Below are 25,601 nucleotides of genomic sequence, written 5' to 3' on the forward strand. Positions count from 1 at the left end.
TCCTGTCAGTTGAGCTTGATGAGGGTGCCCTTGAGCGTGAGCACGCCCCTGCCGGCGTCGATGGTGATGCCGGACTGGCTCAGCGACACCGAGCTGAGCACGCCCCTGCCCTGCGGCCCGCGCACGAACAGGTCGATCTTGTTGCGCTTCTCGTCGAGCACGACCTCCAGCCGCTCGTCGCCCGAGGCCAGCCGGACGCCCGAGCGGGCCGTGCCGTCCAGCAGCTCCAGCCGGTTGCCCGAGCGCGAGACCAGCGAGCGGCGGTTGACCTTGCCGCGCCTGCCGTCCACCAGCGGCAGGTCGTGCGCCGACGGCTTGTCCACGCCGTTGTAGAGGCCGCCGATCACGTAGGGGCGGTCCAGGCTGCCCTGCTCGAACCCGACCAGCACCTCGTCGTCGACCTCGGGGCTGAACACCCCTCCGCCGCCCGCGCCGCCCCACTGCACGGTGCGCACCCAGTCGGTGACGTACTTGTCGTCCAGCCACGGGAACTTCAGCCGCACCCAGCCGCGCTGGCCGCCGACCTCCTTGATGTCGGTGACGATGCCGGTGGCCAGGCCGGGCATCCGGGGGCTGCGGGCGGGCGCGCTGCCGCCGGCGACCAGGCCCGCCAGCGAGCGGTCGTAGGACGCGCTGATGGTCAGCGTGGTGTAGTAGCCGGTCTCGGGCTCCAGCACGTGGCGCGCCCCGGTCACGGTGTACTTGCCGTCGAAGTCCCGGCCGGAGTTGGTCAGCGTCACCGGGTCGCCCGCGCGCAGCGTGGGGTTGCCGTTGGCCACCGCCTCCAGCTCGCCGAAGCCCGCGCTGGTGGACGCCTCCAGCGACCGCGCCGCGCGGGTCGCCTCGGCCTGCGTGGCGTACGGCGTGTCGGTGACCAGCAGGGGCGCCTTGGTGGGGAAGGCGCCGTTGGCCCGGCTCGCGGCCAGCCCCGGCCGGACGGTCTTGCTCGGGGTGTTGGCCTGCACCGCCACCAGCGCCTTCTTGGTGGCCACGTCCCAGCTGCGCACCTCGACGCCGTTGGCCTGGTCCGCGGTGGTCAGCACGGCGCGCAGGGCGACGGTGTTCTCCCCGAACTCCAGCACGTGCGGGTCGTCCGCGGCCTTCGGGGCGGGTGCCTTGCTCGCGGGCGTGAGCTTGACGAACTCCAGCCGGCCCCGCTCGTCGACCCGGACCACGGCGTCGTGCTCCAGGGCCAGCGACTGGAGGAAGTCCCAGTCCGACACGCCCGCCTGGCTCAGGTGCCGGTAGGTGACGCCGGAGACGTCGAGCCGGCCCACGGTCAGCCCGGCGCCCGCCGCGACCTTGCGCACGACGGCGGCGGCGCCCATGTTCCGGAACGCCTGCACCTTGCGGCCCCGCATCAGCCGGTGCGCCCGGCTCGTCGCCCGGACCACGGTGTACGAGCCGGTGCCGTCGCGGTCCAGCTCCAGGGCGGTGACCTCGCCGGTGAACACCGTCTCGGTGGCGGTCACGCCCGACGCGGCCAGCGCCACCTCCACCCTGCTGCCGATCGTGGTGCCGGTGTCCTCCAGCAGCTCGTTGTACTCGTCGGAGTAGACCAGCACGGCGCTGTCGGGCAGGCCGACGTTCTCGTCCACCACGCAGCGCACGAGCTGGTCGGCCTGCTTGACCAGCTCGACGTCGTTGATCTTGATCACCGCACCGGCGGCGGTGTTGTCGCCCGTCGCGCCCACCTGGGTCATCGGTCCCCTCCCGGTTCCACCGCCACGCCCGGCACCAGCAGCTCCGTGCCGGGCACCAGGACCATGGGGTCGTCGATGTCGTTGGCCTCGGCGATGACCCGCCACGCGGTGGCGTCGCCGTACTCCCGCCACGCGAGCTGCGGCAGGCTGTCCCCGGCGACCACGCGGTGCGTGCGCCGGGCCTCGCGCGAACCGGAGGTCGGGTTCTGGCCGGGCGTGCCGACCCCCGCCTCCTCGATGGACAGCGAGCAGGTGGCGCGCAGCGGCTTGCCGTCCACGTCGAACAGCGAGTAGTCCACCGACAGGCTGGACAGCACGCCGTCGAAGGACACCGACTTGGCGGTGCCCCACTCGAAGCGCACCCACGGGCTCGCGGGCTTCTTCTTCGCCAGGCTGGCCTTCGTGGGCACGCACGCGGTCATCAGCTTCTCCACCCGCTGCTCCACGGAGTTGTCGTGCTCGGAGGTCGCGTCCAGGAACACGTCCACGCTCAGCGACCGCGGGCCGCTGCCGACGAACTCCGGCAGCGACGCCTGACCCGCCATCCGCGCCGGCTTGCGCCGCCACTCCACGCTCTTGCTCAGCGCGAGCCGGTTGGGGTTGAACTGGAACTTGACCGTGGCCAGCCGCCCGCCCGGCTTGGCGCCGCTCCTGGCGGGCGGTTCCATGATCACCAGCTGCGCCTTGACGAGGCCGGAGCCGAAGTACGACGCCGCGGCCTTGCCCGCCTTGGCCGCACCGGCCTGGAACTTCGATGCCACGGTCCTCTCCTCGGGCCGCTCAGTCGTCGTCCGACGCCTGGAGGCCCTCGTGGGCGAACTCCAGCGTCTCCACGGCGGCCTGGGACTGGTTGGGGTCGAAGCTGGGGCCCTGCCAGCGGATCGGGATGATGCCCATCACCTGCCAGCTCACGATCGGGGTCAGGTCCGGGGCAAGGGCGACGATCTCGCCGTCCTCCCGGTCGGCCTCCTTGATGACCTCGTTGAACCACTTGAGGACCTTGGCCGAGTCGCCGGTCACCGGGCGGGTCATGGTGATGTTGGACCAGGTGATGCGGGAGGGCAGGCTCCAGGTGAACCCGTTGTTGCCGCCCTCGGCGTACTGCTCGACCTCCACCTGCGCGCCGAGGCCCTCGCAGGTGTGGAACGTGCCGAGGTCGTCGTCGGCGATGGTGAGCCGGAAGAAGACGCTGCTGGCGAAGACGTCGTCGCTCATGGGTGCTCCTCGTTCGGGCCGGCCGGCTAGCGGCGGCGGTCGTGCAGTCGGCCGGTGCGCTCACGGCCCTGGCGCAGCTCGGCGCGCAGCAGCCTGCCGAGGGGGTCGAGCAGCCTGCGGGCCAGTTCTTCGAGGTCTGGCTGGGAGGTGGGGTGAGGGGTGGGCTGGGCCGGCCGGGTGGGCTGGGCGGGTTCGGCCGGTTCGGCCGGTTCGCTGGTCCGGGGTGGGGTGGGGCGGCGTGGGGGTGTGCCCCGGGAGGTGGCTGTTGCGGGGGGCTGCGGTGGGGGCGGGGTCGAACCCAGGTTCTCCCGCCTCTGGACCACTGTCGCGTCGGCCCTCCAGCGCACCACCGGGACCGGGCCGGTCGGCTGCGGCGCTCTGGTCGACCGCTGGACCCAGGTGGGGGTTTCCGGTGCGCCGTCGGGGTTCGGGTGCGCGATCGGGGGGAGCTTCGGGCCGCTGTCCAGGGGGCGTGGTGGGGTTGGCCGGACTACCGGGGTCGCGCTGGTGGCCGGGGTTGCGGGTGGGCTGTTGGTGGCTGCCGGGTTGGGTGGGGCGTCGGTGTACCGCTGGATGGGCGGGTGGGCGGGCGAGTGGACAGGCGGGTGGGCGGGCGAGTGGGCACGCGGGTGGGAGCGCTTGGGGATGCGTTTGTCGAGGCGTGCGGTCGAGGCCGGTTCGAGAGCGATCGCCCGCTGCACGGCCATCGACGACGACACCGGTACTGCTGCTGCCGCGGCCGGTGTGGTGGCTTCCGGTGCCGGGTCCGAGCGGCGGAACCACCGCGCTCTCGGGGACGCCTCGCGCGAGCGGGCCGGCTCCGGGAGGTCGTCCGCCGGCGAAGGACCGGGGGCGGTACCCGGGGTGGCGGGCTCCCGCCGGGAACCCGGCCACTGCGGGCGCACCACGGGTCGCGTCGTTGCGCGCTGTACCGGCTGGGGCAGGCTCGTGCCGGTGTTGGTGCCGGTGTTGGTGGTGAGGGGTCGTTGGGGGATCAGGGGGAGCACTCGCGGGCGAGGTGCCTCGCTCTGCGGCGCGATCCTCGCCACGGTGACGGGGGGTGTGTCGAGGGCGGGCGTTTTGAGGACAGGTTCCCCGGGGACCGCCGTTCGGGGAGCAGGCCCAGGTGTGTGAGGGGTAGCCGATCGTTGGATGGTGGCCTGTTCCGACGACGGCAGGCGGGTCACCGGAACCACCGGCAGCCGCTCTCGGGGCGGTCGGGCAGGCGCGCGGTTGGGCTTGGCCACATGGCTGGAACGTTCCGCTGTCGGTGCCGTGCCGGCCGCAGCGGGCTGCACCAGGGGGGTTGCCACTGGTGTTGTGCCGGCGGTCGGGGCTACCGGCTGCGGCGCGTCCGCGTGGACCACCGGAGTCGCCTGCCGCTGGACAGCTACATCACGCGCCGGAGTCGCCGGAGTTGTCGACTGGCGCACCTTCGCTGGGACTGCCTTCGCCGGGGCTGCTTTTGCTGAGGCTGCTTTTGCCGGGGCCGTCTTCGCCGGGGTTGCCGTCGCCGGTAGCTCCGTCAGGGGCTCACCGATCCCGGTACCTCGGCGGGGGCGAACCGTCGCCTCGGGTTTCGCCACCGCGGCGCGCTGCACCACCGGAGCCGGTCCGGCATCCTTGGGCGGAGTCGACCGCGACACCGGTGTCCCGCCCTCCGCGCCGGACGGCGCACCGGCGGTCGGCGGCATCGCCGTCAGCGGCTCCCCGAGCACCGGCGCGGACCGCTTGGCAGCCGACGCGCTCGATCCCGAGGGCCGCTCCCGGGCGATCGTCTTCGGCGGTACGGCGCCGACCACGGGCAGGGACCGGACCGGCGTCGCCGGCCGCTTGGCGACCGTCAGCGGCGGGCGGACCGGTCGGAGCTGGACAGGCGAGGGCTGGACAGGCTGAAGCCGGACCGCCTCGGTGGTCCCGGGGTCCGACGACACCGGATCGGCCACCGCGCCGCCGGCGGTCGCGCTCCTCTGCACCGCCGGCATCCCGCTGGCACCGGAGGACTTGGCCGCAGGGCTCTTCGCAGCAACAACTTCCGTCCTGGAGACCTTCGGAGAAGTCTTCGCCGCAGGAGTCTGCGCCCCGACCGCCCCGCTCCCCCCACCGGACCGCACCGGCCCCGCGTCCGGTCCAGCCTTCGGCCCCTCCTCCGCTCCCGGCCTCGCCCCTGCTCCCGGCCTCGCTCCCGCATCCGGCCTCGCTCCTGCTCCCGGCCTCGCCCCCGCTCCCGGCCTCGCCCCCGCTCCCGAACCCGCCCCTGTCCCTGTCCCCGAACCCGCCCCGGGCTTGGGCCCCGGCCCGACATCCGACTCCCCCTCCCGGCGCCAAGCCACCAGCAGCGGCCCGCCGCCCCAGTACCGGGACCGCTCCCCCACCCCCGCCCCGATCACCCCGCCGATCACCCCGGACGGTGCGCCGGCACTCACCGAGTGCCCCAGCTCACCACCCAACCGGTTGTCCTGCCACGAGGCCAGCCCGTCCCGGAACCGCAGCCCGTCGCCCACCGCCACGCCACCGCCCCGCACCACCCCGCCCAGCGGCGGCAGCGCGCGCCACCCGCCGTCCCACGCGGCACGCGCCGGGGCGGCGGCCCGTGGCGCTCCCCCCGCCGGTTCCCCCGCCTGCTTCCCCTCCACGGGCGTGCTCCGCCGCAACCGGTCCCAGAACCCCACCGGGTCACCTCCCCTCGTTCACCCTCGTGTTGATGCGCGCGATCTCGCGGACCCAGCTCTGGCGCTCGTGGTGCTCCAGCCCCAGGACCTCCTCGCGCGGCCAGTGGAAGTGGTAGGCCACGTACGCGACCTCTTCGAGCAGCCGGTCGGCCGCGTACGTCACGATTCCCCCAGGCGACCACCGGCGAGGTCGACCTCGAACGCGGTGCCGCAGGACGGGCAGGACACGCCCGCCCTGGTGTGGCCCTCGCTGTTGATCCGCCGGTAGAAGTCCTGCAAAAAGGCGATGTCCGTGGCGTACATCTGCTCGACCACCCCGGCGTGGACCTCGCGGACCGTGCCCAGCCGGGTGATGACCTGGCTGAGCAGCACCACGCTGAGGTAGCCGGGGTTCTCCTTGACCCGCAGGTCGATCTGGGGCCGCAGCTCGTCGCGCGCCGTGGCCAGGCGCATCCGGCCGTGCCGGTGCACCACGCCCTCGGGGTCCACGTAGCCCCGCGGCAGCTCGAAGTCGAACTCCGTGCGCAGGCCGCCCGTCGGGGCCGCCGCCGGGCGCTCCGGTTCCTCCCGGTGCTCGACCAGCTCGTCGAGCTGGTCGAGCGCGATCGTCCGCCGCCTCATTCGACCGTGATCTCCTCGAACACGAGGGTCACCTTCTCGGTGGCCGCGGTGGACTCGCCCGCCTTGAACGAGGGGCCCTCCCACTTGCTGGCCCACGCGCGGTAGAGCGTCATGCGGCGGACCGTGTTGCCCTCGGTGTCCTTGACCTCGATGGTGATGTCCTGCCGCGCCGCGGCGACCGCGCCCTTCTCCAGGGTCTCCTTGAGCCAGGTGGTGAACGTGACGCTCTGGTCCAGGCCCCTGGTCAGGGTCACCTCGCCGCCCTTCTGCGCGCCGGGCTGCTTGCGCAGCACCGGCTTCCCGGTCTCGGTGACCTGGGAGACCTCGACGACGTCCTCCTCCACGGTCAGCCCGCTGACCTCCTGGAGGGATTCGACGGTGTACCCGCCGAGCTGGACGCCGAAGATGTGGGTGGAAAGAGCATCGCCCTCTGCCATGGGTGCCGCCTTTCTTGTTCACGCGCCCGCGCGGGGCGGTTCATTCGCTGACGAGGCTGGTGCTGTCGGAGAACTGGGCCAGCTGGAAGATCACGAACTCGGCGGGCTTGACCGGCGCCACGCCGATCTCGCACACCACCTGGCCGAGGTCGATCGACTCCCGCGGGTTGTTCTCCCGGTCGCACTTGACGTAGAAGGCTTCCGCGGGGGTGCGGCCGAACAGCGCGCCCCGCCGCCACTGCTCGGTGAGGAACCCGGTGATGTTGCGCCGGATGCTGGCCCACAGGCGGTCGTCGTTGGGCTCGAACACCACCCACTGCGTGCCCAGCAGGATCGACTCCTCCAGGTAGTTGAACAGCCGGCGCACGTTGAGGTAGCGCCACGCCGGGTCGGAGGACAGCGTGCGGGCGCCCCAGACCCGGATGCCGCGGCCGGGGAAGGTGCGCACGCAGTTGACGCCGATCGGGTTCAGCAGGTCCTGCTCGGCCTTGCTGATGGTGATCTCCAGGTCCACCGCGCCGCGGATGACCTCGTTGGCGGGTGCCTTGTGCACGCCGCGCTCGTTGTCGTTGCGGCTCCACACGCCCGCGATGTGCCCGGAGGGCGGCACGAGGGTGTTGCGGCCGTTGGCCGGGTCGAAGACCTTGATCCACGGGTAGTACAGCACGGCGTACTTGGAGTCGTAGTTCGCCTCGTCCATGCGCCAGGTGCGGACCTTCTGCGCGTTGAGCCCGGGCGGCGCGTCGAGCAGCGCGACCCGGTCGCCCATCTGCTCGCAGTGCGCGATCATCGCGAGCTGGACGGTCTTGACGCCCTCCAGGTCGATCAGGCCGCGCCGGTAGGCGCTCATCAGGTCCGGCGCCACCACCATGGTGACCTCGTCGACGCTCTCCAGGCCGCCGACGCCGGTGCGCGCGTCCGGGTCGCCCAGGTACTCGTTGGCGTCCAGCCTGGCCGGCGCCTTCGACGGCGCGGGCGTGTCGGGCAGCGCGACCTGCTGCTTGTCCGGGCGCGCCAGGGTCCCGCCGGACCGCTCGGTGACGCGGATGAGCTTGGAGCGCTCCGACACCTGCGTCACGACGTAGTTCTTGACGTTCTTCTTCGTGGAGACGTCGTGGGTCTCCACGACCTTCCCGCCCTGCTTGACCACCAGCTTGAAGCGGTCGTCCGGCGGGTTCTCGCCGTCGGCGTCGGCCACCTCGACCGCGAGGTCCGCGCCCGCGCCGGGCAGCGCCGCGACGTGCAGGCCGCCCAGCTCGGCCGGCGCGGGCGCGGGCGGTTCGGCGTCGGCACCCGCCTGGGCGCCGCCGACGCGCACCACGTACGCCGCGCCGCCGCCGTTGGCGAAGTAGCCGTAGACGGCGTGCGGCAGGTAGGCGTCCTCGGTGAAAGCGCCGAAGATCTGCACGTACTGGTTCCAGTTCGACACGAGGGTCGGCCGGTGGAAGGGCCCCTGCTCGGCGAAGCCGACGAAGGCGGCCACCGCGGTGCCGACGCCCTCGATCGGCCGTGCCCCGGACTGGACCTCCTCCACGTAGACGCCCGGTGAGAGGTACTGCGGCATGGTCGCTCCTCCGTCTTCGGCTCTGGCTGTCTTCCCGCTCTGGCTGTCTTCCCGCTCTGGCACCTCCCAGCCTGCTGCGGCCGGCTGCCCCGGGGCAGGGCCGGCGGACCCCTGCCGGGGGCAGTGCCGCTGCCCGAAAGCGCACCCCTTGGTCGGGCACCGGACCAGCGCCGTCGCGCATCGCGGACCGCCGGGCGGGGCACGGGTCTGCCCTCGCGGTGCCCTCCGCGACCTGCCACCGCCGACCGGCCCTCGGTAGACGAGGAGTGGTCGCAATTCCCAGTGACGTGAACGGAGGTGGCGATGCGAGCACACGACGCACCGGACCGGGAGGAGCTGCCCGATCCCCGCTCGCGGCACCGGGCCGACGACGCCGGGGTCTCTTCCCCGCTGCCGCACGCGTTGTCACCGGACGCGCTGGTCCGCTTGCAGCGCAGCGCGGGCAACGCCGCCGTGGCCGACCTGGTGACCCGCCGGCAGGCGGTCCAGCGGTCGGCGCTGGACGCGGTGCTGAGCAGTCCGGGACGCCCGCTCGACGAGCACACCCGCACCGACATGGAGCACCGGCTGGACGCGGACTTCTCCGAGGTGCGGGTGCACGACGACGCCGCCGCGCGCGACTCGGCCGCCCAGTTCAGGGCGCGGGCCTACACGGCGGGCAACCACGTGGTCATCGGCGAAGACGGCGACGACCCGCACACGCTCGCCCACGAGCTGGCCCACGTGGTCCAGCAGCGCAGCGGTCCCGTCGCGGGCACCGACACCGGGCACGGCTACCAGGTCTCCGACCCGTCCGACCGCTTCGAGCGCGAGGCCGAGGCGGTCGCCACCCGCGCCATGGCCGGCCCGGCACCGGCACCCGGACCGCACCGGCACGCACCGGGGGACGGGCACGCGCACACCGGCGTCGAGGTCCAACGCGCCTCGGACGTCGAGATGGCGGACGACGACATGTTCGACCAGCTCGACGACCCGTTCAGCGGGATGAGCGGCGAGCAGATCGCGGCGGTCGAGGAGCAGGCGCGGCAGTCGCACGCGGAACGGGCGTCGAGCCAGGCGTCCGCCTCCGCGCACGCCGGTGAGACCGAGGTGCGGAACTACAACAGGTTCATCGACGCGCTCGTCCTGGAGCTGCGCCGGCAGGACCCGCCGTGGTCGGTCAACTACGGCAAGACGGACCGCAACGGCCGCAAGGAGTTCAAGGCGACGCTGCCGGTGCGGACCGAGCAGGGTGCCGTGCAGCACCGGCACGCCGCACCGCGCACGTTCGAGGAGCAGCCGGCGACGCAGGCGCTCAGGTGGATCTCCAGCGTGGTCAAGGTGTACCTCCAGAACGGCGACACCACGCGCGGGCTGCCCAGGTCCAACCCGGTCGAGGTGCAGGCGGGCGTCACCGGCGCGCGGATGGTCCTCTCCGCCAACGACCGCCCCTCGGCCGAGAACCTGAACCGCCTGGTGCGCCGCGAGGGTGGCGACATGACCGGGTTGCTCGCGGCGATGGCGAAGAAGAACCGCGACCAGGTCTGGCCCAGGACGGGCGTGCCCGCGGCCCAGGAGCCGGTCGACAACCGGCTCGAACGGCACCACCGGCAGCTCACCGAGGCGATCGCGAACGGTGTCGAGCACTACGGGCAGGTCCTGAGGGCCATCCGGAACGTGGAGGTGGCGGACAGGGGCGTGCCGGGCCTGCACGCCGAGCGCCGCATCCACATGCACCTCGACAACAGCCTGCCGGAGGTCATGGCCGGGACGAAGCGGCCGTGCGCGACCTGCTACATGCTGCTCTACCCGAACAACCCCGACATCCGCCCTGGTGTCTTCTACGGGAACTACGCCTCCAACGCCAACGTCCCGGAGTTCACGTCGAAGGACGCGGACGTCGAGGCCAGGGCCCGCGGCATGGTCGCGAAGCTGAAGGCCGCCGGCATCACGGCCACCTGGGACTCACAGCTGCTCAAGTCCGACGCGCCCGGCTTCGTCAACGTCGAAGAGGTCGGCTCCGACTCCGAGCCCGGGGGGTGAGGCCCGGCTCCCGGGCCGTTCCGGGGAACGGCCCGGGAGCCCGAGGACCGCGCCGGGCTACGAAGTCTGCTGGACGGCCCGGCTGTTCAGGTCCTCCCGCAGCTCCCTGGCGCCCCGCTGCATGTACGACAGGGCGCGCATCGCCCGCATGAGCACGCGTCGCCGTTCGTTGTCGTCCGCGGCCCGCTCGAAGTCGCCGACGAAGCTCTCGACCGCCGCCAGCGCCTCCTCGTACCTCCTGCTGAAGGCGTCGACGTCCGGGTCGTCCTCGTCGAGGCCCGCCACCAGCGCGCTCAGGTGCTCCTCCAGCTGCCCGATCCGCGCCTCCAGGTCGTCGCGGATCGAGGCGTGCTCGGCCGCCACGTCCTCGTGGTCCAGCCCCTCGTACCGGTTGAGCGGGTCGTAGGGCACCCCGAAGTTCCGGGCCATGTCCATGACCTCGTGCAGGGTGTGCGGGGCCATCGTCGACGTGTGGTCGTACAGCAGGCGCCAGAACGCGAAGATGCCGTGCGCCACCGCGGTCATCTCCTCCACCGAGGCGCCCGCCCAGCGCGCCAGGTTCAGCAGGTGGACCGTGGTGTGCGACGAGCCGGACCACACCGGGAGGTTGTGCTGCCGGGCGAACCTGGTGCTGTCCTCCTGCTCGTCCCGGGTGCTCGCGAAGCCCGCCACCCGGCCGCGGTGGGTGGTGGTGGTCCGGACCCCGCCCACGATGCCCGTGGTGGCCAGGGACGCCCCCGCTCCCGGGTCGGGCAGCAGGCCGGTGCCCGCCCCGGGCGGGTTCCAGGGCCGCTGCTCGCCGAAGTACTCCATCAGGTCGTGCAGGACCACCACCTTGTCCAGGAAGGTGTACTCCTCCGGGTTCTCCAGGACGTGGTGGACGCCCTGGTTGATGCCGGGCAGGGTGTTGAGGTAGTCGTCCCGCTCCCTGCCCCGCGAGGTGAGGTAGTACTGGTACCAGCCCCGGGGCCGCTGGGTCGGCACGCTGTAGTCGCCCCCGTGCGGTCCCGTGGTCGTGCCCTCCCGGAGTTCGGCCAGGATGGCATCCCGCTTGGCGGCCAGCCCCTCGCCGCCGCTCTCGGCCAGCTCGTCGATCTTCTGGGCGACGCGGTACAGGACGCTGTTGAGCCGCAGGTCCACCTCGGGGTCCTGGACGATGACCTCGGCGTACTCCTTCTCCTCGTGGCGCTCCGGCTTCGCGGCCACCCAGCCGTGCAGGGCGGCCTCCAGGTCCTCCACCCGCTCGTACGAGCGGCGCTGCTTCTTGTGCCCCCAGACCGACGGGCTGGGGTTCTGCCCGGGCGCGGGTTGATCGGTCACCCACTTGCGGAACTGCCGCATCATCGCGCCCTTGTCGTCATCGCTGCGGGCCTGGAACGCGGGCAGGGCGATGACCTGCTGCCACACCTGCATCGCCGACTGCGTGTTGCCGCCCTGCCCCGGGGTGAGGTCCTGCCCGCCGACCAGGAGCGTCCGCTGCACGGCCGGGGTGGCGGGCGCATCACCGGCGTGGGTCGTGGCCGCGTCGCCCCGGGTCGTGGCGGTGTCGCCGCGCATGACGCGGGTGGCGTTCTCCTCGGCCGCGCGCTCGAACCGGTCCGACGGGTCGCTGACCCGCACCCCGTCGCCGCGGTCGGTGCCCGCGACCGGGCCCTGCCGCTGCTGGAGCACGTGCGTCAGCTCGTGGATGAGCGTGTGCCGGTCCACGTCGTCCTCCCCGACCACGACGTGGTCGCCCGACGTGTAGGCGCGGGCGCCGAACTCACCGGCCGACTCCCGCGCGTCCGGCCCGGTGTGCAGCCGCACGCCGGAGAAGTCCGCGCCCAGCTCGCCCTCCACCTCCCGCCGCAGCGCCGCGTCGAGCGGTTTCCCGCCGCCCGGCACGCCGCCGACCCCCGAGCCGCGCCGGATCGCGCCGGTGACGGCGGTGTTGCCGATCAGGCGCTGCAACCTCACCACCTCGCCGGCCGCGGTCCCGACCCGCTCCTCGGTGACGGGCGGCCGGTCGCGGCGCCCGCGGTCCTCGTCGTGCTCGTGGTCGTGCATTGCTGCCTCCTGTGCGGCGACGGCCGGTCACTGCTGCGGTAGCCACGGGCCGAACTCGCTCGCCAGCACGAGCCGCCCGAGCTTGCGGTACTCCTGGTACACCGACGTCACCACGTCGGCCATCGTCACCGGGCGGTCGTCGGCGGCGGCCCGGTACGCCGCGGTCACCGCGCACGCGCGGATCGAGCCGCCCGCCAGCTCGAAGCGCTCCGCGCAGAACGCCAGGTCCACGTCCTCGGCCCGGGGCAGGGCCGGGCCGAGGCAGCGGTCCCACAGCGCCAGGCGCTGCTCGGCGTCGGGCACCGGGAAGTCCGCGATCACGTCGATCCGGCGGGTGAAAGCCTCGTCCACGTTGGACCGGAGGTTGGTGGTGAGCACCGCGATGCCGTCGAAGGACTCCATGCGCTGCAGCAGGTAGGCGGACTCGACGTTGGCGTACCGGTCGTGCGCGCTCTGCACCTCCGACCGCTTGCCGAACACGGCGTCGGCCTCGTCGAACAGCAGCACCCCGTGCACGCCGGCCGCCTCGGTGAAGATCCGCTCCAGGTTCTTCTCCGTCTCGCCGACGTACTTGTCCACCACCGTCGACAGGTCCACCACGTACAGGTCCATGCCGACCTCGGCCGCGACGACCTCCGCGGACATGGTCTTGCCGGTGCCCGACTCGCCCGCGAACAACGCCACCACACCGCGCCCGCGCCCGCCGCCGGGGCGCATCCGCCACTCGCCCAGCACCCGTTCGCGGTGCCGGGCCCGCACCACCAGCTCGGCGAGCTGGTCCCTGGTCTGCTCGGGCAGCACCACGTCGTCCCAGCCGACGGCCGGCACGATCCGCCGGGCCAGGCGGTCCAGCCCGGCCCCGTTGCGCGCCCGCACCCCGGCCCGCACGTGCGCCAGCCCCACCGGCCGCCCCTCCACCGCGGCCAGGCGGGTGGCGACGGTCACCGCCCGGTCGACCTCCTCGGCGCCCAGCCGGTAGCCGGCCAGGTCCGGCAGGAAGGCCGGTTCGCCGCCCAGGGCCCGGGTCCACCACGCGGCCCGCTCGGCGGGCAGCGGCGCGTGGACCGGCAGGGAGAGGACGGGGTGCGCGGTCCACCTCGGGTCCCAGTGCCGGGTGCCGTGCAGGATCGTCGGCAGGTCGGCGGTGAGGGCGACGAGTTCGCGCAGCAGCCGGGTGCGGGCGGGGGGCAGGGTTTCCAGCGGGCCGAGGACGACGCCCGCGCCGCGCAGGCGTGCTTCGCGCACCACCGCGGACAGGTCGGGGTGCTCCTGGTCGACCAGGGCCGCCACGTCGATCACCAGGGCGTCCCGGCCGGCGGCGGTGAGCGCGGCGAGGGCCGTCGAGGCCGCGTCGCCGCCGGTGTCGCCTCCGGTGTCGCGGAGGTGGATCGGGCCCAGGCCGGCCCGGAGGGCCGCGCCGAGGCGTTCGGGGAGGGGGAGGTCGGGGTGTCCGGGCAGGCCGGCGCCGAGGGGGTCGGGCGGTGCGGCGCCGAGGGGGGCGGGCAGGCCGGCGCCGGGTTGTTCGGGCCGACGCGCGCCGGGCTGTTCGGGCCGACGCGCGCCGGGCTGTTCGGGCCCGCGCACGTCGAGTCGTCCGGGCGGTTCCGCCACCGGGGTGCCGTTCCCGGGCACGAGGCGCGCGAATCCCCCGATCGCCGGATCGAGGGCGTCGTCGCCGAGCAGGTGCGCCACCACCCGGTCGGGCACGCGCAGCGGCCGCGACAGCGCGGGCGCCTCCGGTTCCCGCACCTCCACCAGCCCACCCGCCACCAGGGGCGCGCTCGCCGCGAACCGGAACCGCCCCGGCCCGGCCACCGGCTCACCGCACAGCCGCAGCGCCAGGCCGACCGTCGCCCGGCGGCGCGTGACGTCGTCGTTGAGGTAGCCGTAGAGCCGTTCGAAGCGCGCGTCCACGTCGGGTGCCATCGCCACGAGCAGGAACTCCAGGTCGACCGGCGCCAGGCCGAAGTCGGCGGCCAGCCGGAGGAGCCGGGGCCCGGGGTCGGGCACGAGCGCGGCCAGGGCGTCCAGCTCGGGGTCGGGTTCGGGGACCTGGAGCGGCGGTTGCCGCGGCGCGGCCAGCACGTCCCGGACCGCCTCGGGGGTGAGGTAGAGGCCGCGGTAGGGGTCCTCGGGCGACGGGTCGGCGGCTCGGCGCTCGTCGACCGCCCGCCGCACCCGCCACTCGACGGCGCTCAACCGCGCCCACAGGTAGACCAGGTCGGTGGTCCTCGGCGCGGACACGGTCTCCCGCGCCGGCCCGACGGCCACCCCGGACACCGACACCCCGGTCACCCCAGCCCCCCGGTCGTCCCGATCACCGCGACCACCCCGGACACCCCGACCAGCCCCGCCGGCCTGACCAGCTCAGCCGGCCCGGCCGGCCCGGCCCGCCGAATCAGCCCCGCCGGCCCGACCAGCCCCGCCATTCCGGCCATTCCAGCCCTCTCGACCACCCCGGTCACCGGATCGCCCCACCACGTCGTCGCCGAGGCCCCGGCGCGGGCCGGGCCCTGGGCGGCGCGAACCCGTCGCCCTCCGCGGTCGTCGGGCCCTCGTACCGCAGCCGCCGGGCGCGTTCGCCCGCCTGGCCCGCCGCCTCCAGCACCACGCCCTCGGTGACCGGCGGCCCGGCCGGCGTCCACTCGCCCGCCAGCGGCGCGATGACCTTGAGGTCGATGGACGGCTTCAGCTCACCGCCCAGCGCCGACCACATCTCCGAGGTCGCCCGCCCGTCCGGCGGCTGGGCCGAGTTCAGCACGACCCCGAGCCCCAGCTCCGCCAGCGTCCCGGTCAGCCACTCGTTGGCCATCCGCTCCACCCGCACCAGGCACGCCAGCACCTCCGCCAGCAACCGGTGCTCGTCCTGCGGCCGGTTGGTCCACGCGGTCACCAGGTAGGCCAGCTCGAACCACCGCGCCGGGCCGCGCCACCCGGTCATCACGCCCTCGTCGTCGTAGACCTCCGCGCCGCCCGCGTGGCGCCGCATCACGTCCTCGCGGATGTCGTGCAGGAACACGTTGACCGTGGGCGCGTTGCGCCGCGCGGACCAGTCCTTGGTCGGCGCCTCGAACGACAGCTCACCACCGCCGCCCGGCACGCCCGCGGCGGTCAGCATCCGCCGGATCGCCTCGTCCACCTCGTGGATCACGGCTGCCTCCTCGTCGTGGTCATCGGCGGGCCACCATGTCGGGCGGCCCGATCGAACCGGGCACCACCAGGAACGGCGTGGACACCGGGCCGAACCCGGGGCCGCTCGCGGTGATCTCGCGCGGGCCGGTCTGGTCCTTGGCCAGGATCAGCAGCTGCGCGGTGAACCGGCCGTCCGCGCGCGGGACGGTCGGCGCGGCGGCCGCGGTGATGCCGGGGTCCCAGGTCAGCACGACCGGGGCGCCGGGCGGGAAGTCCTGGCCGCGCACCGAGGTGACGAACCCGGGCTTGCCGATCGGCGGCACGGCCACGATCCTCGGCTGGAGCACGGTCATCGGCGCGGTCGCGGCGTTGTCGTTCGGGTTGGCGTCGGTGCCGGTGGTGCGCAGCGCGCCGCGCACCTCGGTCCGCACGGCCGCGTTCGGCGCGAACACCACCTGCACGACCTGCGTGGCGCCCACCGCGAGGTCGGGCAGCGCGCAGCCGGTCGCCGCGCAGCCCGCCGGCAGGCTCGTCACGGGCACCCGCGCGGGCAGCTGGAGGTCCAGGCGCAGGCCGGTGGCCAACGCGCCGCCGCCGTTGCGCACGGTGTAGGTCGCGACCGCCCGGCCGCCCACGTAGGACGGGTTGGGCTGGACCACGACGGTCAGCGCCGGGCCCGCCGACGGCGGGGCGGGTGGCGGCGGGGGTTCGGGGGTCGTGGTGGTCGGCGGCGTCGTGGTCACGGGCGGTTCGCCGACGGTGACCGCGGTGTCGTCCGCGTTGTCCGACGGCAGCGCGTCGAGCACCGCGCCGGTGACCGACCACTCCAGCCGGTGCTCACCCGGCACCACGCCCACCACGTCGGCCACCACCTCGACCGGCACGGCGGGCGGCAGCACGCCGAGGTCGCAGCGCGGCTCCCCGGCCGCGCACCCGGTGCCGCGCAGCCCGACCAGCCGCAGCCCGGCGGGCACGGCCACGGTCAGCGCGGTGCCCGGCGAGGCCGCCGGACCGCGGTTGACCACCGTGGCGGTCACCGAGGTGGTCGCGCCCTCGACGACCGACGCGGTCGGCGGCGCGGTCACCGCGAGGTCCACCGACTGCTGCCAGGCGGGTTCCTTCTGCCTGCCGGGCAGGCGGGTGGCGATCCGGGTCAGGCCCCCGCCCGCCGGGTCGAGCACGGCCAGCTCCTCCGGCGACCGGGCGTCGCCCTGCCGCCGCGTGGTCAGCACCAGCCGGCCGTCCGGGGCGAACGCGGCGTCACGGGGCTGGAACGGCCCCTGCGGCGGCGCGATGACGGGTGCCGCGCACGAACCGCCGCCCAGCAGGACCTCGCACCGCGAGTCGGGCAGGGACACGCGCAGCAGGCCGTCGTTCTCCCGGTTGAACACCAGCTCGCGCCCGTCCGGGCTGAACGCCGCGCTGTCGTCGGTCACCGCGCAGTCGAAGCCGCACACCAGCGCGCTCAGGTCGCGCTGCCGGTCGAGGCCGTCGGCCCGCGCGGTCCAGATGTGGTTGTCGCGGACCTCGCCGGTCGGCCCGTCGGTGATGATCCCGCGGGTGAACACGAGCGTGGTCCCGTCGGGCGACCAGGCCGGCTGGGTGTCCTCCTGGTCGGCGAACTCCGGCGGCGGGCGCAGCACACCGGCCACGGCGCCGGTGTCGGCCTCGATCACCACGACCCGGCTGTCGCTGCCCGCGGGCCGCACCCCGCCGGGCGAGCGGCGCGCGAAGGCGATGAACCGCCCGTCGGGCGAGAAGCCCGCGTCGAACTCCCAGTCGCCGGGCTGCCGGTCGGCCACCGGCACCAGCCGCGGGTTGCCGCCGTCGGCGTCCACCAGCCACAGCCGCTGCACCCGCAGGCCGGCCTCGTCCTCGAACCGGCTCAGCAGGATCTGCCGCCCGTCCGGCGAGTAGGACTGGCGGTGCGCCCACGGGTCGTAGCCGGGCCTGGGGTGGAACAGCAGGGTGGGGTCGTTGATCGCCTCGGGGTCCTCGCGCAGCACGGTCACGCCCAGGTCGCGCGGGTCGGACCCGTCGGGGCGGATGTCCTGGAGGGTGGCGGTGGACCGGGTGGGCGCGCTGGTGCGGGACACCAGCAGCCGCGGCCCGGTCGTCTGCCAGGTCGGCGACCCGAGCCGGCGGTCCTCGGCCAGCAGCAGGTCGGGCGCGGCGGTGACCGGCACGCCCGGCGCGGTGTCGGCCCGGTAGACCTTGTCCGCGTTCGGGTCGGCCGTGCAGCCGCAGACCTGGTCGGTGCTCAGGAACAGCAGGTTCGAGCCGTCGGGCAGCCAGGCGGGCCAGCGCCCCCGCCACCCGGCCTGGCCGCCGCCCAGCAGTGGGGTGCCGACCCCGGTGCCGGTCAGCACGCGCACCTGCGGCACGTCACCCACCCGGAGCGTGTAGGCGATGCGGCCGTCGCGCGGGTTCCACGCCGGTTCGGTCGCGGCGCCGTCCGGCTCGTCGGTCACCCGCGTCTCCGGGCCGCCCGCCACGGGCCGCCGGTAGATCTCGCGGTCCCCGCCGCGGTCGGCCGAGTAGGCGACCTCGGTGCCGTCCGGGGAGAACGTCGGCCACGACTCGTCCTCGGCGGTGTCGGTGAGCCGCCGCGGACCGGTGCCGTCGACGCCGACCACCCACAGGTCGCCGCGCGAGTCGAACACCGCGGTCCGCAGGTCCGGCGAGAGCTGAGGGTGCCCCGCGTCCTGGCCCTCGGTCAGCCTGCGCACCGCGCCGTCCGCGCCGCGCACGTACACCTGGGGGGTCGGTTCGTCGCGCAGGCTGGTGAACACCACCAGGTCGCCCCGCGCGGACGCGTCGTCGTCGAAGTGGGCCGGGCCCTCGTCGAGGGGTGCGCTCGGCACGAGGACGTCGGGTTGCGGGTCGGTGACGAAGCCGATGCCGCGGTGCTCGGTGCCCGCGTAGGCGATGCGGCCGACCGGTGGTGGTGCGCCCGGCTGACCGGCCGCCGCCGGCGGGTCGGTGAGGCCGCGCAGCACCGCGGTTCCGCCGCACGCCACCAGGACCGCGGCGAGCGCGGCCAGGGTGCGGCGGGTACGCGCCGTTCTGGACAAGGTTCCACCTCCGGTCACGGGCCTGTCGCAGGGGATCGTCGCGGCGGGCGGCGGGGGCCCGGGAGGTCCGGTGGGGCAGGGCTCGGGAAGGTTCGAGGGCTGTTCGGGCAATGGGGTTGGCCGCGCGGGGTGGACTACGCGGGTTGGTCGCGGCGGGTCTGCCCTGCCCTGCCCTGCCCTGCCCTGCTCGGGCGGGGCAGGGCAGGGCGGGATGGGGCGGGGCGGGCAGGACAGGGCGGGCAGGGCAGGGCAGGGCGGCGCAGGGCAGGGCGGCGCAGGGCGGAGCGGCAGGGCAGGGCGGGCAGGGCGGAGCGGAGCGGGACAGGGCGGAGCAGGGGCAGGGGCAGGGGCAGCGGAGCAGGGGCGAACTCAGGGCAGGGCAGGGCCGGGTGGCGCGGGCGGCGGGATCAGATCAGCCCGTGGCGCATCACGTAACCAACGGCGTGGGCGCGGTTGCGCAGTTGGAGCCGCGTGGTGACCTCGTGCAGCACGTTCTTCACGGTGCGCTCGGAGAACGACATCCTCACCGCGATCTCCGAGGTGTCGAACCCCTCCGCCACCAACCGCAGCATGTCCGCCTCGCGAACGGTCAAAGTGGACAGCGTCGGCCCGTTCGGGTCGAGCACGCTGCGCTGCAACCGGCCCACGTGGTCCAGCAGCCTGCCCAGCAGATCCCCCGGCAGCACCGCCTCCCCGCGGTCCAGCGCCACCACGGTGGCCACCAACCGGTCCTGGTCGGCCTCCCCCCGGCGCACCACGGCGGCCACCCCGCAGTCGATCGTCGTCTGCAGCGCGTCCTGGTCGAACCGGCCGACCACGACCCCGGTGCGCGTGCCCGTCGAGCGCTGCAACCGGCGCAGCAGCCGCGCCGCGGCCTGGTCGACCTCGTCCACGACCACCAGCGACACCGCGGCCCGCTCGTGCTCGCGCGGGTCCAGCACCTCCACCTCCGGGCGCGGCCGGAGCTGGTGCGTGACACCCGTGCGGAGCACCGGGTCCTCGGCGTACACGGCGACCGGAATCCTCGTCATGGCGACCTCCTCGATGCCGATCGGGCCGCCCCAGCGGTCCGGTGCCGTCATCGTGCGCCCGTGGCGGGCGCGGCGGTCGGCGCGGGGGTCGTCGGTGCACTTGTTTGCCCCCGGTGTGCCCTTTTCTCCCTGCCGCAACGCCTTCGGCCGTCCCTACCGTTCGACCGGTGACCACGACGACCGAATTCGGCCTCCGCACCGTGCTCGTCACGCCCGGCTCGGAGGCCAGTGCCATGCTGACGGTGCGCAACGACAGCGACATTGTCGAGGCGTACGAGTTCGAGGTGGTGGGCGAGTGCGCACCGTGGACCTCGGTCGAGCCCGCGCGGCTCTCGCTGTACCCCGGGACCTCCGAGGAGGTGACCGTCGTGCTGCGGCCGCCCCGGTCGGCCGCGGTGCGGGCGGGCGAGGTGCCGCTGGGGGTGCGGGTCCTGCCCGCGGAGCGGCCGGACACGGCGGTGGTGGCCGAGACGACGGTCGTCGTGGAGCCGTTCCTCCAGTCGCGCGTCGAGCTGGTGCCCGAGCGCCGGCGGGCCTGGCGCAGCGCGCGTTTCCACGTCGAGGTGGACAACGAGGGCAACGCACCGGTCGCGGTGTCCCTGGTCGCGGCGGAGGCCGACGACCAGTTGCGCACCACCGTCGCCGACGGGCCGGTGGTCGTCGAGCCCGGGGTCCGGGCCGAGGTGCCGGTGCGGGTGCGGATCGCCAAGGTGCTGTGGTTCGGCGCGCCGGTGAGCTGGCCGGTGCGGCTGACCTCGAACACCGCCATCCGCGAAGCCGCCCCGACCACCGCACCGATCACCGCCGGGACCGCCGTGGGTACCGCCGCGACCGAGGCCGTGGAGACCGAGGAGCTGGACGGGGAACTGGTCCAGCTCCCGGTGTTCCCCAAGTGGCTGCTCGCCCTGCTGGCGCTGCTGCTGGCGTTGCTGCTGCTGTGGCTGACGCTGGTGCGCCCGGCCGTGCAGAGCGCCGCGCGCGAGGCCGCCGACGAGCGGGCCGAGGAGATCGTGCAGGCGCAGGAGGGGATCACGCCCCAGGAGCCGCCTGCCCAGGAACCGGGTGGCGGTCAGCAGACCGGCGGGCAGCAGCCGGGCGGCCAGCAGCCGCAGGGGCAGCCGGGACAGGGGCAGCCGGGGCAGGGCAACGCGGTGGGCGGCGGCGAGCAGAGCTCCAGCACGATCGAGGTCCGCACCAACACCGGCGACCAGGGCACCGGCAGCTACGTCGTGCCCGCCGGGAAGGTCTTCCGCATCACCGACCTCGTGCTGGCCAACCACCAGGGGGACGAGGGCGTGCTGACCATCGCCTTCGGCGAGCGCACCATCACCACCATCGCGCTGGAGACCTTCCGCAACCAGGACTACCACTGGGTGACGCCGATCGACGTCCCCGAGAACGCCACGGTCAGCGCGACCGTCGACTGCGCCCGGCCGGGCACGCCGGCCAGCGGCAGGCAGGCACCGAACTGCCTGCAACTGCTCAACGTCAGCGGTGCGCTGGCGGACCTGCCGCGATGACCGCCTGAGGAGGGGCCCGCCCCGGCGGAACGGGCCCCCGCGCTCGTGGCGCTCGCGGCGCTCGCGGCGCTCGTGGCACCGACCGGCAGCCTGATCAGCGCCCCGGTCGGCGCCAGTGCGGCGCCCACCCCGATGACCTTCTTCGTGCGCATGGCGTTCTTCCCCTCTGCGGTGTTGCCGCGCGGCCGGATCAGCCGACGGGTTCGGGCAGCAGGTCGTCGGCCTGCGCCCGGGTGTCCCTGCCCTGAACCGCCCACAGCCCCGCGAAGACCTCGGCGTGCGCCGCCGGGCGTTCGAACCCGCCCTGCTGGATGACGTCGGCGGACAGCGGCTGTCGCACGAGCCGCACGTGGTAGGCCCCAGCGGGACATCGCGAAGTGCACCGCCGTGCTGCCCGCGCTGTCGCAGGCCGCCGGTGGGCGCCGGCCGCCGTCGCCGGCCGTGACGCCGGCCCGCGCGCGTGCCTGTGGTGCGCCGGAGGCGGAGTGGGAGCGGCGGGCGACGACGCGGCGGTGCTGTGGCGCCTGCCCGACCGCCGCCCGGACCCGCTCGCCCCCGACCTGCCCGCGGCCGGGTGTGCGAGGCGGGGCGGTGTGGGCGTCCTGCTTCCCGGGCTCGATCGCCCTGCGCCCGACCACAGCGCCCCACCACCGTCACCCCGTGACCGCGCCCCGCATGATGCCCCCCACCACCCCGCGCGCCACCACCGCGAACAGCACCACCACCGGCAACGTCCCCAGCACCGCACCGGTCAGCACCAGCGGATAATCGGTGTAATACCCCCCGGCCAGCCGGGACAACGCCACCTGCACGGTCGGCGCCTCGTTCGGGTCGAGCACCACCAGCGGCCAGAAGAAGTCGTTCCACGAAGCCACGAACGTCAGCATCGCCAGCACCGTCGCGTGGGGCCGCAGAGCCGGCAGCACCACGTGCCGGTAGACGCGCACCAGCGAGCACCCGTCCACCCGCGCGGCGTCCACCAGCGCCGCGGGCACCGCCTCGCGGCATGCCTGCCGCATCCAGAACACGCTGAACGCGCTCACCAGCCCCGGCACCACCACCGCCTCCAACCGCCCGTACCAGCCCAGCTCGCCCACCAGCACGAACAGCGGCACCACGCCCAGCTGCACCGGCACCGCGGCCGACGCCACGACCACGGCGAACAGCGCGTCACGGCCCCGGAAGCGCAGGTGGGCGAAGGCGAACCCGGCCGCGGTCGACAGCAGCACGTTGGCCGCGGTGACGGTGACCGCCACGACCGCGGAGTTGCGCAGCGCCGCGAGGAAGTCCACCGCCGCGAAGACCTCGCGCACGTGGCCGGGCAGCTCGCCGCCGGGCAGCAGGGGCGGCACGCGGCCGGCGACGTCGGCGTTGTCGTGCGAGGCCACGACCACCGACCAGTACAGCGGGAACAGCGAGGCCAGCACGACGACCAGCAGCACCGCCGTGGCCAACCCACCGCGCAGCCGCACGGTCACCCTCCCCGGACCGCACGGCGCAGCAGCGCGGCGTTGACCAGCGCGAGCACCGCGCACAGCGCGAACAGCACCCACGACACCGCGGCCGCGTAACCCGCGTCGAAGCGCTCGAACCCGGCCTCGTACAGGTACATCACCAGTGTCTGGAACTGCCGGTCGGCACCGCCGTCCGCGCCGCCGAACAGCGTCGGCTCGGTGAACAGCTGGAAGCCGCCGATGGTGGCCACCACCGCGGTGAACAGCAGCGTCGGCCGGATCGACGGCAGGGTCACCGACCGGAAGGCGCGCCACCGGGACGCGCCGTCCAGCTCGGCCGCCTCGTGCAGCTCGCGCGGCACGGCCCGCATCGCGGCCAGGTAGAGCAGCGCGTTGTACCCGGTCCACCGCCAGGCCACCATCACAGCCACGCCCAGGTGCGCCGACCAGGCGTGCGCCCGCCAGTCCACCGGGTCCGCGCCGAACCCGGACAGCACCCAGTTGACCAGGCCCTGGTCCCGGCCGAACAGCTGGGCGAACACCAGCGCGACCGCCACCACCGGCACCACGTTGGGCAGCAGCACCACCGCGCGCCACACCGCGCTGCCGCGCAGCGGCCGGTCCAGCAGCGCGGCCACGCCCAGCGCGCACAGCAGCTGCGGGACGGTGGCGGCGACGAAGATGCTCGCGGTGTTGGCCAGCGCCCGGTAGAAGCCGGGGTCGGCGAACAGCGCCGCGTAGTTGGCCCACCCGGTGAACGCGACCGGGCCGTCGAGCAGGTCCCAGTCGTACAGCGACATCCAGGCGGTGCGCGCGGCCGGGTAGAGCCCGAACGCGCCGAAGAGCACGAAGAACGGCGCGACGAGCAGGTACGGGGTGACCCGGCGGTCCAGCCGGGCGAGCAGCACGGCCACGGCGCTAGTCCACGATCCGCCGGGCCTCGTCGACCGCCTCGGCCCACGCCTGCCCGACGGTCCGCTGCCCGTTCTCCACCCGGCCCAGCGCCCGGCCGAACACCGGCCGCACGTCGGCGTCGCGCAGCCCGCGGTAGTTGGGCCGCACGGTGTCCGAGGAGGCCGCGAACAGCCGGCCGACCGGCGCGTCGGCGAAGTACGGGTTGGTGTGCCCGAGCACGGCCGGGTCCCGGTAGACCGCGGGCTGGCTGGGCAGGATGCCGCTGTCCACGAACAGCCTGCGCTGCTGCTCGGGCGCGGTCAGCCACTCCGCGAGCCGGTATGCCTCGCGCTGGTGGGCGCCCTGCGCGGGCACCACCAGGTAGGAGCCGCCCCAGTTGCCGCCGCCGCCGGGCACGGTGGTGACGTCCCACCGGCCGGCCCCGGCGGCCCCGCCGATCTCCTCGATCTGGGTGAGCATCCACGCCGGGCAGGTGATGGTGGCGAAGCTGCCCTGGTTGATCGCGGCGTTCCAGTCGGGGGTGAAGGTGGTGACCCGCGCGGTCTGCCCCTTGGCCCCGATGCGGCCCGCGATCTCGAACGCCCGCCGCACGTTCGGGTTGGTGTCGCCGATGAACGAGTCGTCGGCCTTGGCGAAGTAGTTCTCCTCCGCCTGGTTGAGCACGGCGGTGTAGATGGTGCCGGCGGAGTCGGCGAACCGCGCGTCGGCGACGTGCTCGGCGAACCGGTCGGCCACCTCGGCGTAGCGCTCCCAGGTCGGCCACAGCGCGGCCACCTCGTCGCGGTCGGTGGGCAGGCCGGCGCGCTGGAACAGGTCCCGCCGGTAGCACATGGCCAGGCCGCCCATGTCGGTGCCGAGCCCGATGACGGAGCCGTCGTCGGCGACGCCCTGCTGCCACTTCCACGGCGCCCAGCGGTCGTGCAGCCCGCCCGCGCCGAACGCGGCCAGGTCGGCGACCTTGTCCTTCGAGCGGCGGACGCGCGGCATGTACTGCTCCTCCACCGCGACCACGTCGGCGGCGCCGCGACCGGCGGCCAGCGCGGTGATCAGCCCCTTGTGGTGCGACTCGAAGTCGGTGACCCGGCCGACCACGTCGATGCCCGGGTTCAGCCGCTCGTACTCGGCGAACAGCGGCTCGTAGCCGAACTCGCCGAAGGTCGCCACGGTGATCCGCAGCTCCCCGCCCGCGCCGCCGCACGCGGTCGCGGTGAGCGCCAGCACCACCGGTAGCCAGGCCAATGAACGTCTGCGCATGCCCCACCCCTGATTGCCGTATCGGTCTCGTCACCCATCGTGTTCGACCGAGGGCGGCAGGGTGAGGAACAGAGGGGGCCCAGGACCCGTTCTTACTGACATGACTGCCCGGAATTACTCCACGGAGTCATACCAGGGGATGACGACGGTTCCACTCGTCCAGGAGGGTGTCGATCCAGGCGCCCAGCAGCTCGGCCATCTCGCCGTCGCCGCGCGCCCGGTAGTCGCGCAGCTCGGAACCCGCGACCGCCAGCTCGGAGCACAGGTCGATGCGCGCGAGGTCCACCCGCCCGAGGTCCACCCGGCCCGGCTCGGGCCCGGGGGCCGCGGCACCGGGGATGGCGGGGTCCGGGGCGGCGGGCTCGGGGACCGGGGGCTCGGGGATGGTCACCGCCGCCTCGCCGAGTTCCGCGAGGCGATCCGCATGGCCTCGATGTACTTGGGCAGCTCGACCAGGGCGCGTTCCCAGCTGTCGGAGTTGAGCTGCCCGGCGAACACCGCGTCGACCACCAGCCGGTCCACGTCGGGCGCGACGTCGTCCCCGGACGCGTCGCGCAGCCTGCGCGACAGCTCCAGCCGGCGCAGCCGCGACCGCACCTCGTCCAGGGTGTGCTCCAGCTCGATGATCACGCGGCGGGCCTGGGCGGGTTCCAGCACCAGCCACCCCCGCCGGGCCAGCTGGAGGAACAGGTCGCCCGCGAACCGCTCCGGAGGGGAGACCCGATCCGGGCCACCGGTCTCGCCGTCGGATCGCACGTCCATCGCAGCCTCCGCGCGGGACCGGGCGCACGCGGCCCCGACCCCCAGGTTCGCCCCCCGTACCGGGGATTCCTGTCGACCACACCACGGGCGCGCGTCGGGGAGAAGCCCGCACGGCGCGATTTGCCCGTCTTTACCCCGATCACTGCCCCGGAGCGACAGCCGACGCGGCGGTTCCCCTC

The 25,601-nt window shown here is 74.4% G+C and carries 21 protein-coding genes; 2 read left to right on the forward strand and 19 right to left on the reverse strand.

Annotation, left to right across the window (positions count from 1 at the left end; translation table 11 throughout):
• Nucleotides 1–5: 5 nt before the first annotated feature.
• The 8 genes from EKG83_RS32005 to EKG83_RS32035 all read right to left on the reverse strand — a co-directional run bounded on the left by EKG83_RS32005 (nucleotide 6) and on the right by EKG83_RS32035 (nucleotide 8,212).
• Complete coding sequence (locus EKG83_RS32005; protein WP_033435987.1) at nucleotides 6–1,703, reverse strand: VgrG-related protein; 1,698 nt, start codon at nucleotides 1,701–1,703, stop codon at nucleotides 6–8.
• Nucleotides 1,700–2,464 (reverse strand): CIS tube protein, encoded by a 765-nt coding sequence (locus EKG83_RS32010; RefSeq protein WP_228122298.1) that lies wholly within the window; start codon nucleotides 2,462–2,464, stop codon nucleotides 1,700–1,702. The genes EKG83_RS32005 and EKG83_RS32010 overlap by 4 nt, the downstream gene beginning before the upstream one ends.
• Nucleotides 2,465–2,483: 19 nt before the next feature.
• Complete coding sequence (locus EKG83_RS32015; RefSeq protein ID WP_033435988.1) at nucleotides 2,484–2,918, reverse strand: phage tail protein; 435 nt, start codon at nucleotides 2,916–2,918, stop codon at nucleotides 2,484–2,486.
• Nucleotides 2,919–2,944: 26 nt separating this feature from the next.
• The gene (locus EKG83_RS32020) at nucleotides 2,945–3,241 is read right to left on the reverse strand and encodes a hypothetical protein (RefSeq protein WP_153278584.1); all 297 of its coding nucleotides are present in this window, start codon (nucleotides 3,239–3,241) and stop codon (nucleotides 2,945–2,947) included.
• A gap of 2,353 nt (nucleotides 3,242–5,594) precedes the next feature.
• Nucleotides 5,595–5,753: a DUF6760 family protein gene (locus EKG83_RS47180; protein WP_170191991.1), complete on the reverse strand. Its 159-nt coding sequence runs from the start codon at nucleotides 5,751–5,753 to the stop codon at nucleotides 5,595–5,597.
• Nucleotides 5,750–6,211, reverse strand: coding sequence for a hypothetical protein (locus EKG83_RS32025; protein WP_033435974.1), 462 nt, complete (start codon nucleotides 6,209–6,211; stop codon nucleotides 5,750–5,752). The genes EKG83_RS47180 and EKG83_RS32025 overlap by 4 nt, the downstream gene beginning before the upstream one ends.
• The gene (locus EKG83_RS32030; protein WP_033435975.1) at nucleotides 6,208–6,648 is read right to left on the reverse strand and encodes a phage tail protein; all 441 of its coding nucleotides are present in this window, start codon (nucleotides 6,646–6,648) and stop codon (nucleotides 6,208–6,210) included. Before EKG83_RS32030 ends, EKG83_RS32025 begins: the two co-directional genes overlap by 4 nt.
• 40 nt (nucleotides 6,649–6,688) lie before the next feature.
• Complete coding sequence (locus tag EKG83_RS32035) at nucleotides 6,689–8,212, reverse strand: phage tail sheath family protein (protein ID WP_033435976.1); 1,524 nt, start codon at nucleotides 8,210–8,212, stop codon at nucleotides 6,689–6,691.
• 303 nt (nucleotides 8,213–8,515) lie between these two features.
• Here EKG83_RS32035 and EKG83_RS32040 point away from each other — a divergent pair, with 303 nt between their 5' ends.
• The gene (locus EKG83_RS32040) at nucleotides 8,516–10,234 is read left to right on the forward strand and encodes an eCIS core domain-containing protein (RefSeq protein WP_153278585.1); all 1,719 of its coding nucleotides are present in this window, start codon (nucleotides 8,516–8,518) and stop codon (nucleotides 10,232–10,234) included.
• A 57-nt stretch (nucleotides 10,235–10,291) separates the two neighbouring features.
• Here EKG83_RS32040 and EKG83_RS47185 read toward each other — a convergent pair whose 3' ends face one another.
• The 5 genes from EKG83_RS47185 to EKG83_RS32065 form a co-directional block, all read right to left on the reverse strand.
• Entirely contained in the window at nucleotides 10,292–12,280 is a 1,989-nt protein-coding gene (locus tag EKG83_RS47185; protein ID WP_063741591.1) for an eCIS core domain-containing protein, read from the reverse strand.
• A 27-nt stretch (nucleotides 12,281–12,307) separates the two neighbouring features.
• On the reverse strand, nucleotides 12,308–14,566 hold the full coding sequence (locus EKG83_RS32050; protein WP_407690798.1) for an ATP-binding protein: 2,259 nt from the start codon (nucleotides 14,564–14,566) through the stop codon (nucleotides 12,308–12,310).
• Between the two features lie 175 nt (nucleotides 14,567–14,741).
• Entirely contained in the window at nucleotides 14,742–15,431 is a 690-nt protein-coding gene (locus tag EKG83_RS32055; RefSeq protein ID WP_033435977.1) for a DUF4255 domain-containing protein, read from the reverse strand.
• A gap of 19 nt (nucleotides 15,432–15,450) precedes the next feature.
• Complete coding sequence (locus tag EKG83_RS32060) at nucleotides 15,451–18,486, reverse strand: DUF11 domain-containing protein (RefSeq protein ID WP_051767088.1); 3,036 nt, start codon at nucleotides 18,484–18,486, stop codon at nucleotides 15,451–15,453.
• A 407-nt stretch (nucleotides 18,487–18,893) separates the two neighbouring features.
• Entirely contained in the window at nucleotides 18,894–19,568 is a 675-nt protein-coding gene (locus EKG83_RS32065) for a helix-turn-helix transcriptional regulator (protein ID WP_051767014.1), read from the reverse strand.
• Between the two features lie 116 nt (nucleotides 19,569–19,684).
• On the opposite strand from EKG83_RS32065, the gene EKG83_RS32070 reads away from it, so the two are divergent.
• Nucleotides 19,685–21,037 carry a COG1470 family protein gene (locus EKG83_RS32070; protein ID WP_033435635.1) on the forward strand — a complete coding sequence of 451 codons (1,353 nt, stop codon included), beginning with the start codon at nucleotides 19,685–19,687 and terminating at the stop codon, nucleotides 21,035–21,037.
• A gap of 190 nt (nucleotides 21,038–21,227) precedes the next feature.
• Here the strand turns inward: EKG83_RS32070 and EKG83_RS32075 are convergent, their stop codons facing one another.
• From EKG83_RS32075 to EKG83_RS32100, 6 genes are all read right to left on the reverse strand, one after another.
• The gene (locus EKG83_RS32075) at nucleotides 21,228–21,386 is read right to left on the reverse strand and encodes a hypothetical protein (protein ID WP_153278586.1); all 159 of its coding nucleotides are present in this window, start codon (nucleotides 21,384–21,386) and stop codon (nucleotides 21,228–21,230) included.
• Nucleotides 21,387–21,690: 304 nt separating this feature from the next.
• Nucleotides 21,691–22,515, reverse strand: a complete 825-nt coding sequence (locus EKG83_RS32080) for a carbohydrate ABC transporter permease (protein ID WP_033435636.1) — start codon at nucleotides 22,513–22,515, stop codon at nucleotides 21,691–21,693.
• Nucleotides 22,512–23,405 carry a carbohydrate ABC transporter permease gene (locus EKG83_RS32085; protein ID WP_033435637.1) on the reverse strand — a complete coding sequence of 298 codons (894 nt, stop codon included), beginning with the start codon at nucleotides 23,403–23,405 and terminating at the stop codon, nucleotides 22,512–22,514. Before EKG83_RS32085 ends, EKG83_RS32080 begins: the two co-directional genes overlap by 4 nt.
• A gap of 4 nt (nucleotides 23,406–23,409) precedes the next feature.
• Complete coding sequence (locus tag EKG83_RS32090) at nucleotides 23,410–24,660, reverse strand: ABC transporter substrate-binding protein (protein ID WP_033435638.1); 1,251 nt, start codon at nucleotides 24,658–24,660, stop codon at nucleotides 23,410–23,412.
• Nucleotides 24,661–24,787: 127 nt separating this feature from the next.
• Nucleotides 24,788–25,051, reverse strand: a complete 264-nt coding sequence (locus EKG83_RS32095; RefSeq protein WP_033435639.1) for a hypothetical protein — start codon at nucleotides 25,049–25,051, stop codon at nucleotides 24,788–24,790.
• Nucleotides 25,048–25,422, reverse strand: a complete 375-nt coding sequence (locus tag EKG83_RS32100) for a hypothetical protein (RefSeq protein ID WP_063741562.1) — start codon at nucleotides 25,420–25,422, stop codon at nucleotides 25,048–25,050. The genes EKG83_RS32095 and EKG83_RS32100 overlap by 4 nt, the downstream gene beginning before the upstream one ends.
• Nucleotides 25,423–25,601 lie beyond the last annotated feature (179 nt).

It is taken from the genome of Saccharothrix syringae, from assembly GCF_009498035.1.
Taxonomy (GTDB): domain Bacteria; phylum Actinomycetota; class Actinomycetes; order Mycobacteriales; family Pseudonocardiaceae; genus Actinosynnema; species Actinosynnema syringae.

Excerpts from the sequence above, each read along its gene's own strand:
- EKG83_RS32030 (WP_033435975.1), bottom strand. The coding sequence starts at position 6,648 with ATGGCAGAGGGCGATGCTCTTTCCACCCACATCTTCGGCGTCCAGCTC.
- EKG83_RS32035 (WP_033435976.1), bottom strand. The coding sequence starts at position 8,212 with ATGCCGCAGTACCTCTCACCGGGCGTCTACGTGGAGGAGGTCCAGTCC.
- EKG83_RS32005 (WP_033435987.1), bottom strand. The coding sequence starts at position 1,703 with ATGACCCAGGTGGGCGCGACGGGCGACAACACCGCCGCCGGTGCGGTG.
- EKG83_RS47185 (WP_063741591.1), bottom strand. The coding sequence starts at position 12,280 with ATGCACGACCACGAGCACGACGAGGACCGCGGGCGCCGCGACCGGCCG.
- EKG83_RS32090 (WP_033435638.1), bottom strand. The coding sequence starts at position 24,660 with ATGCGCAGACGTTCATTGGCCTGGCTACCGGTGGTGCTGGCGCTCACC.
- EKG83_RS32100 (WP_063741562.1), bottom strand. The coding sequence starts at position 25,422 with ATGGACGTGCGATCCGACGGCGAGACCGGTGGCCCGGATCGGGTCTCC.
- EKG83_RS32040 (WP_153278585.1), top strand. The coding sequence starts at position 8,516 with ATGCGAGCACACGACGCACCGGACCGGGAGGAGCTGCCCGATCCCCGC.
- EKG83_RS32015 (WP_033435988.1), bottom strand. The coding sequence starts at position 2,918 with ATGAGCGACGACGTCTTCGCCAGCAGCGTCTTCTTCCGGCTCACCATC.
- EKG83_RS32025 (WP_033435974.1), bottom strand. The coding sequence starts at position 6,211 with ATGAGGCGGCGGACGATCGCGCTCGACCAGCTCGACGAGCTGGTCGAG.
- EKG83_RS32065 (WP_051767014.1), bottom strand. The coding sequence starts at position 19,568 with ATGACGGCACCGGACCGCTGGGGCGGCCCGATCGGCATCGAGGAGGTC.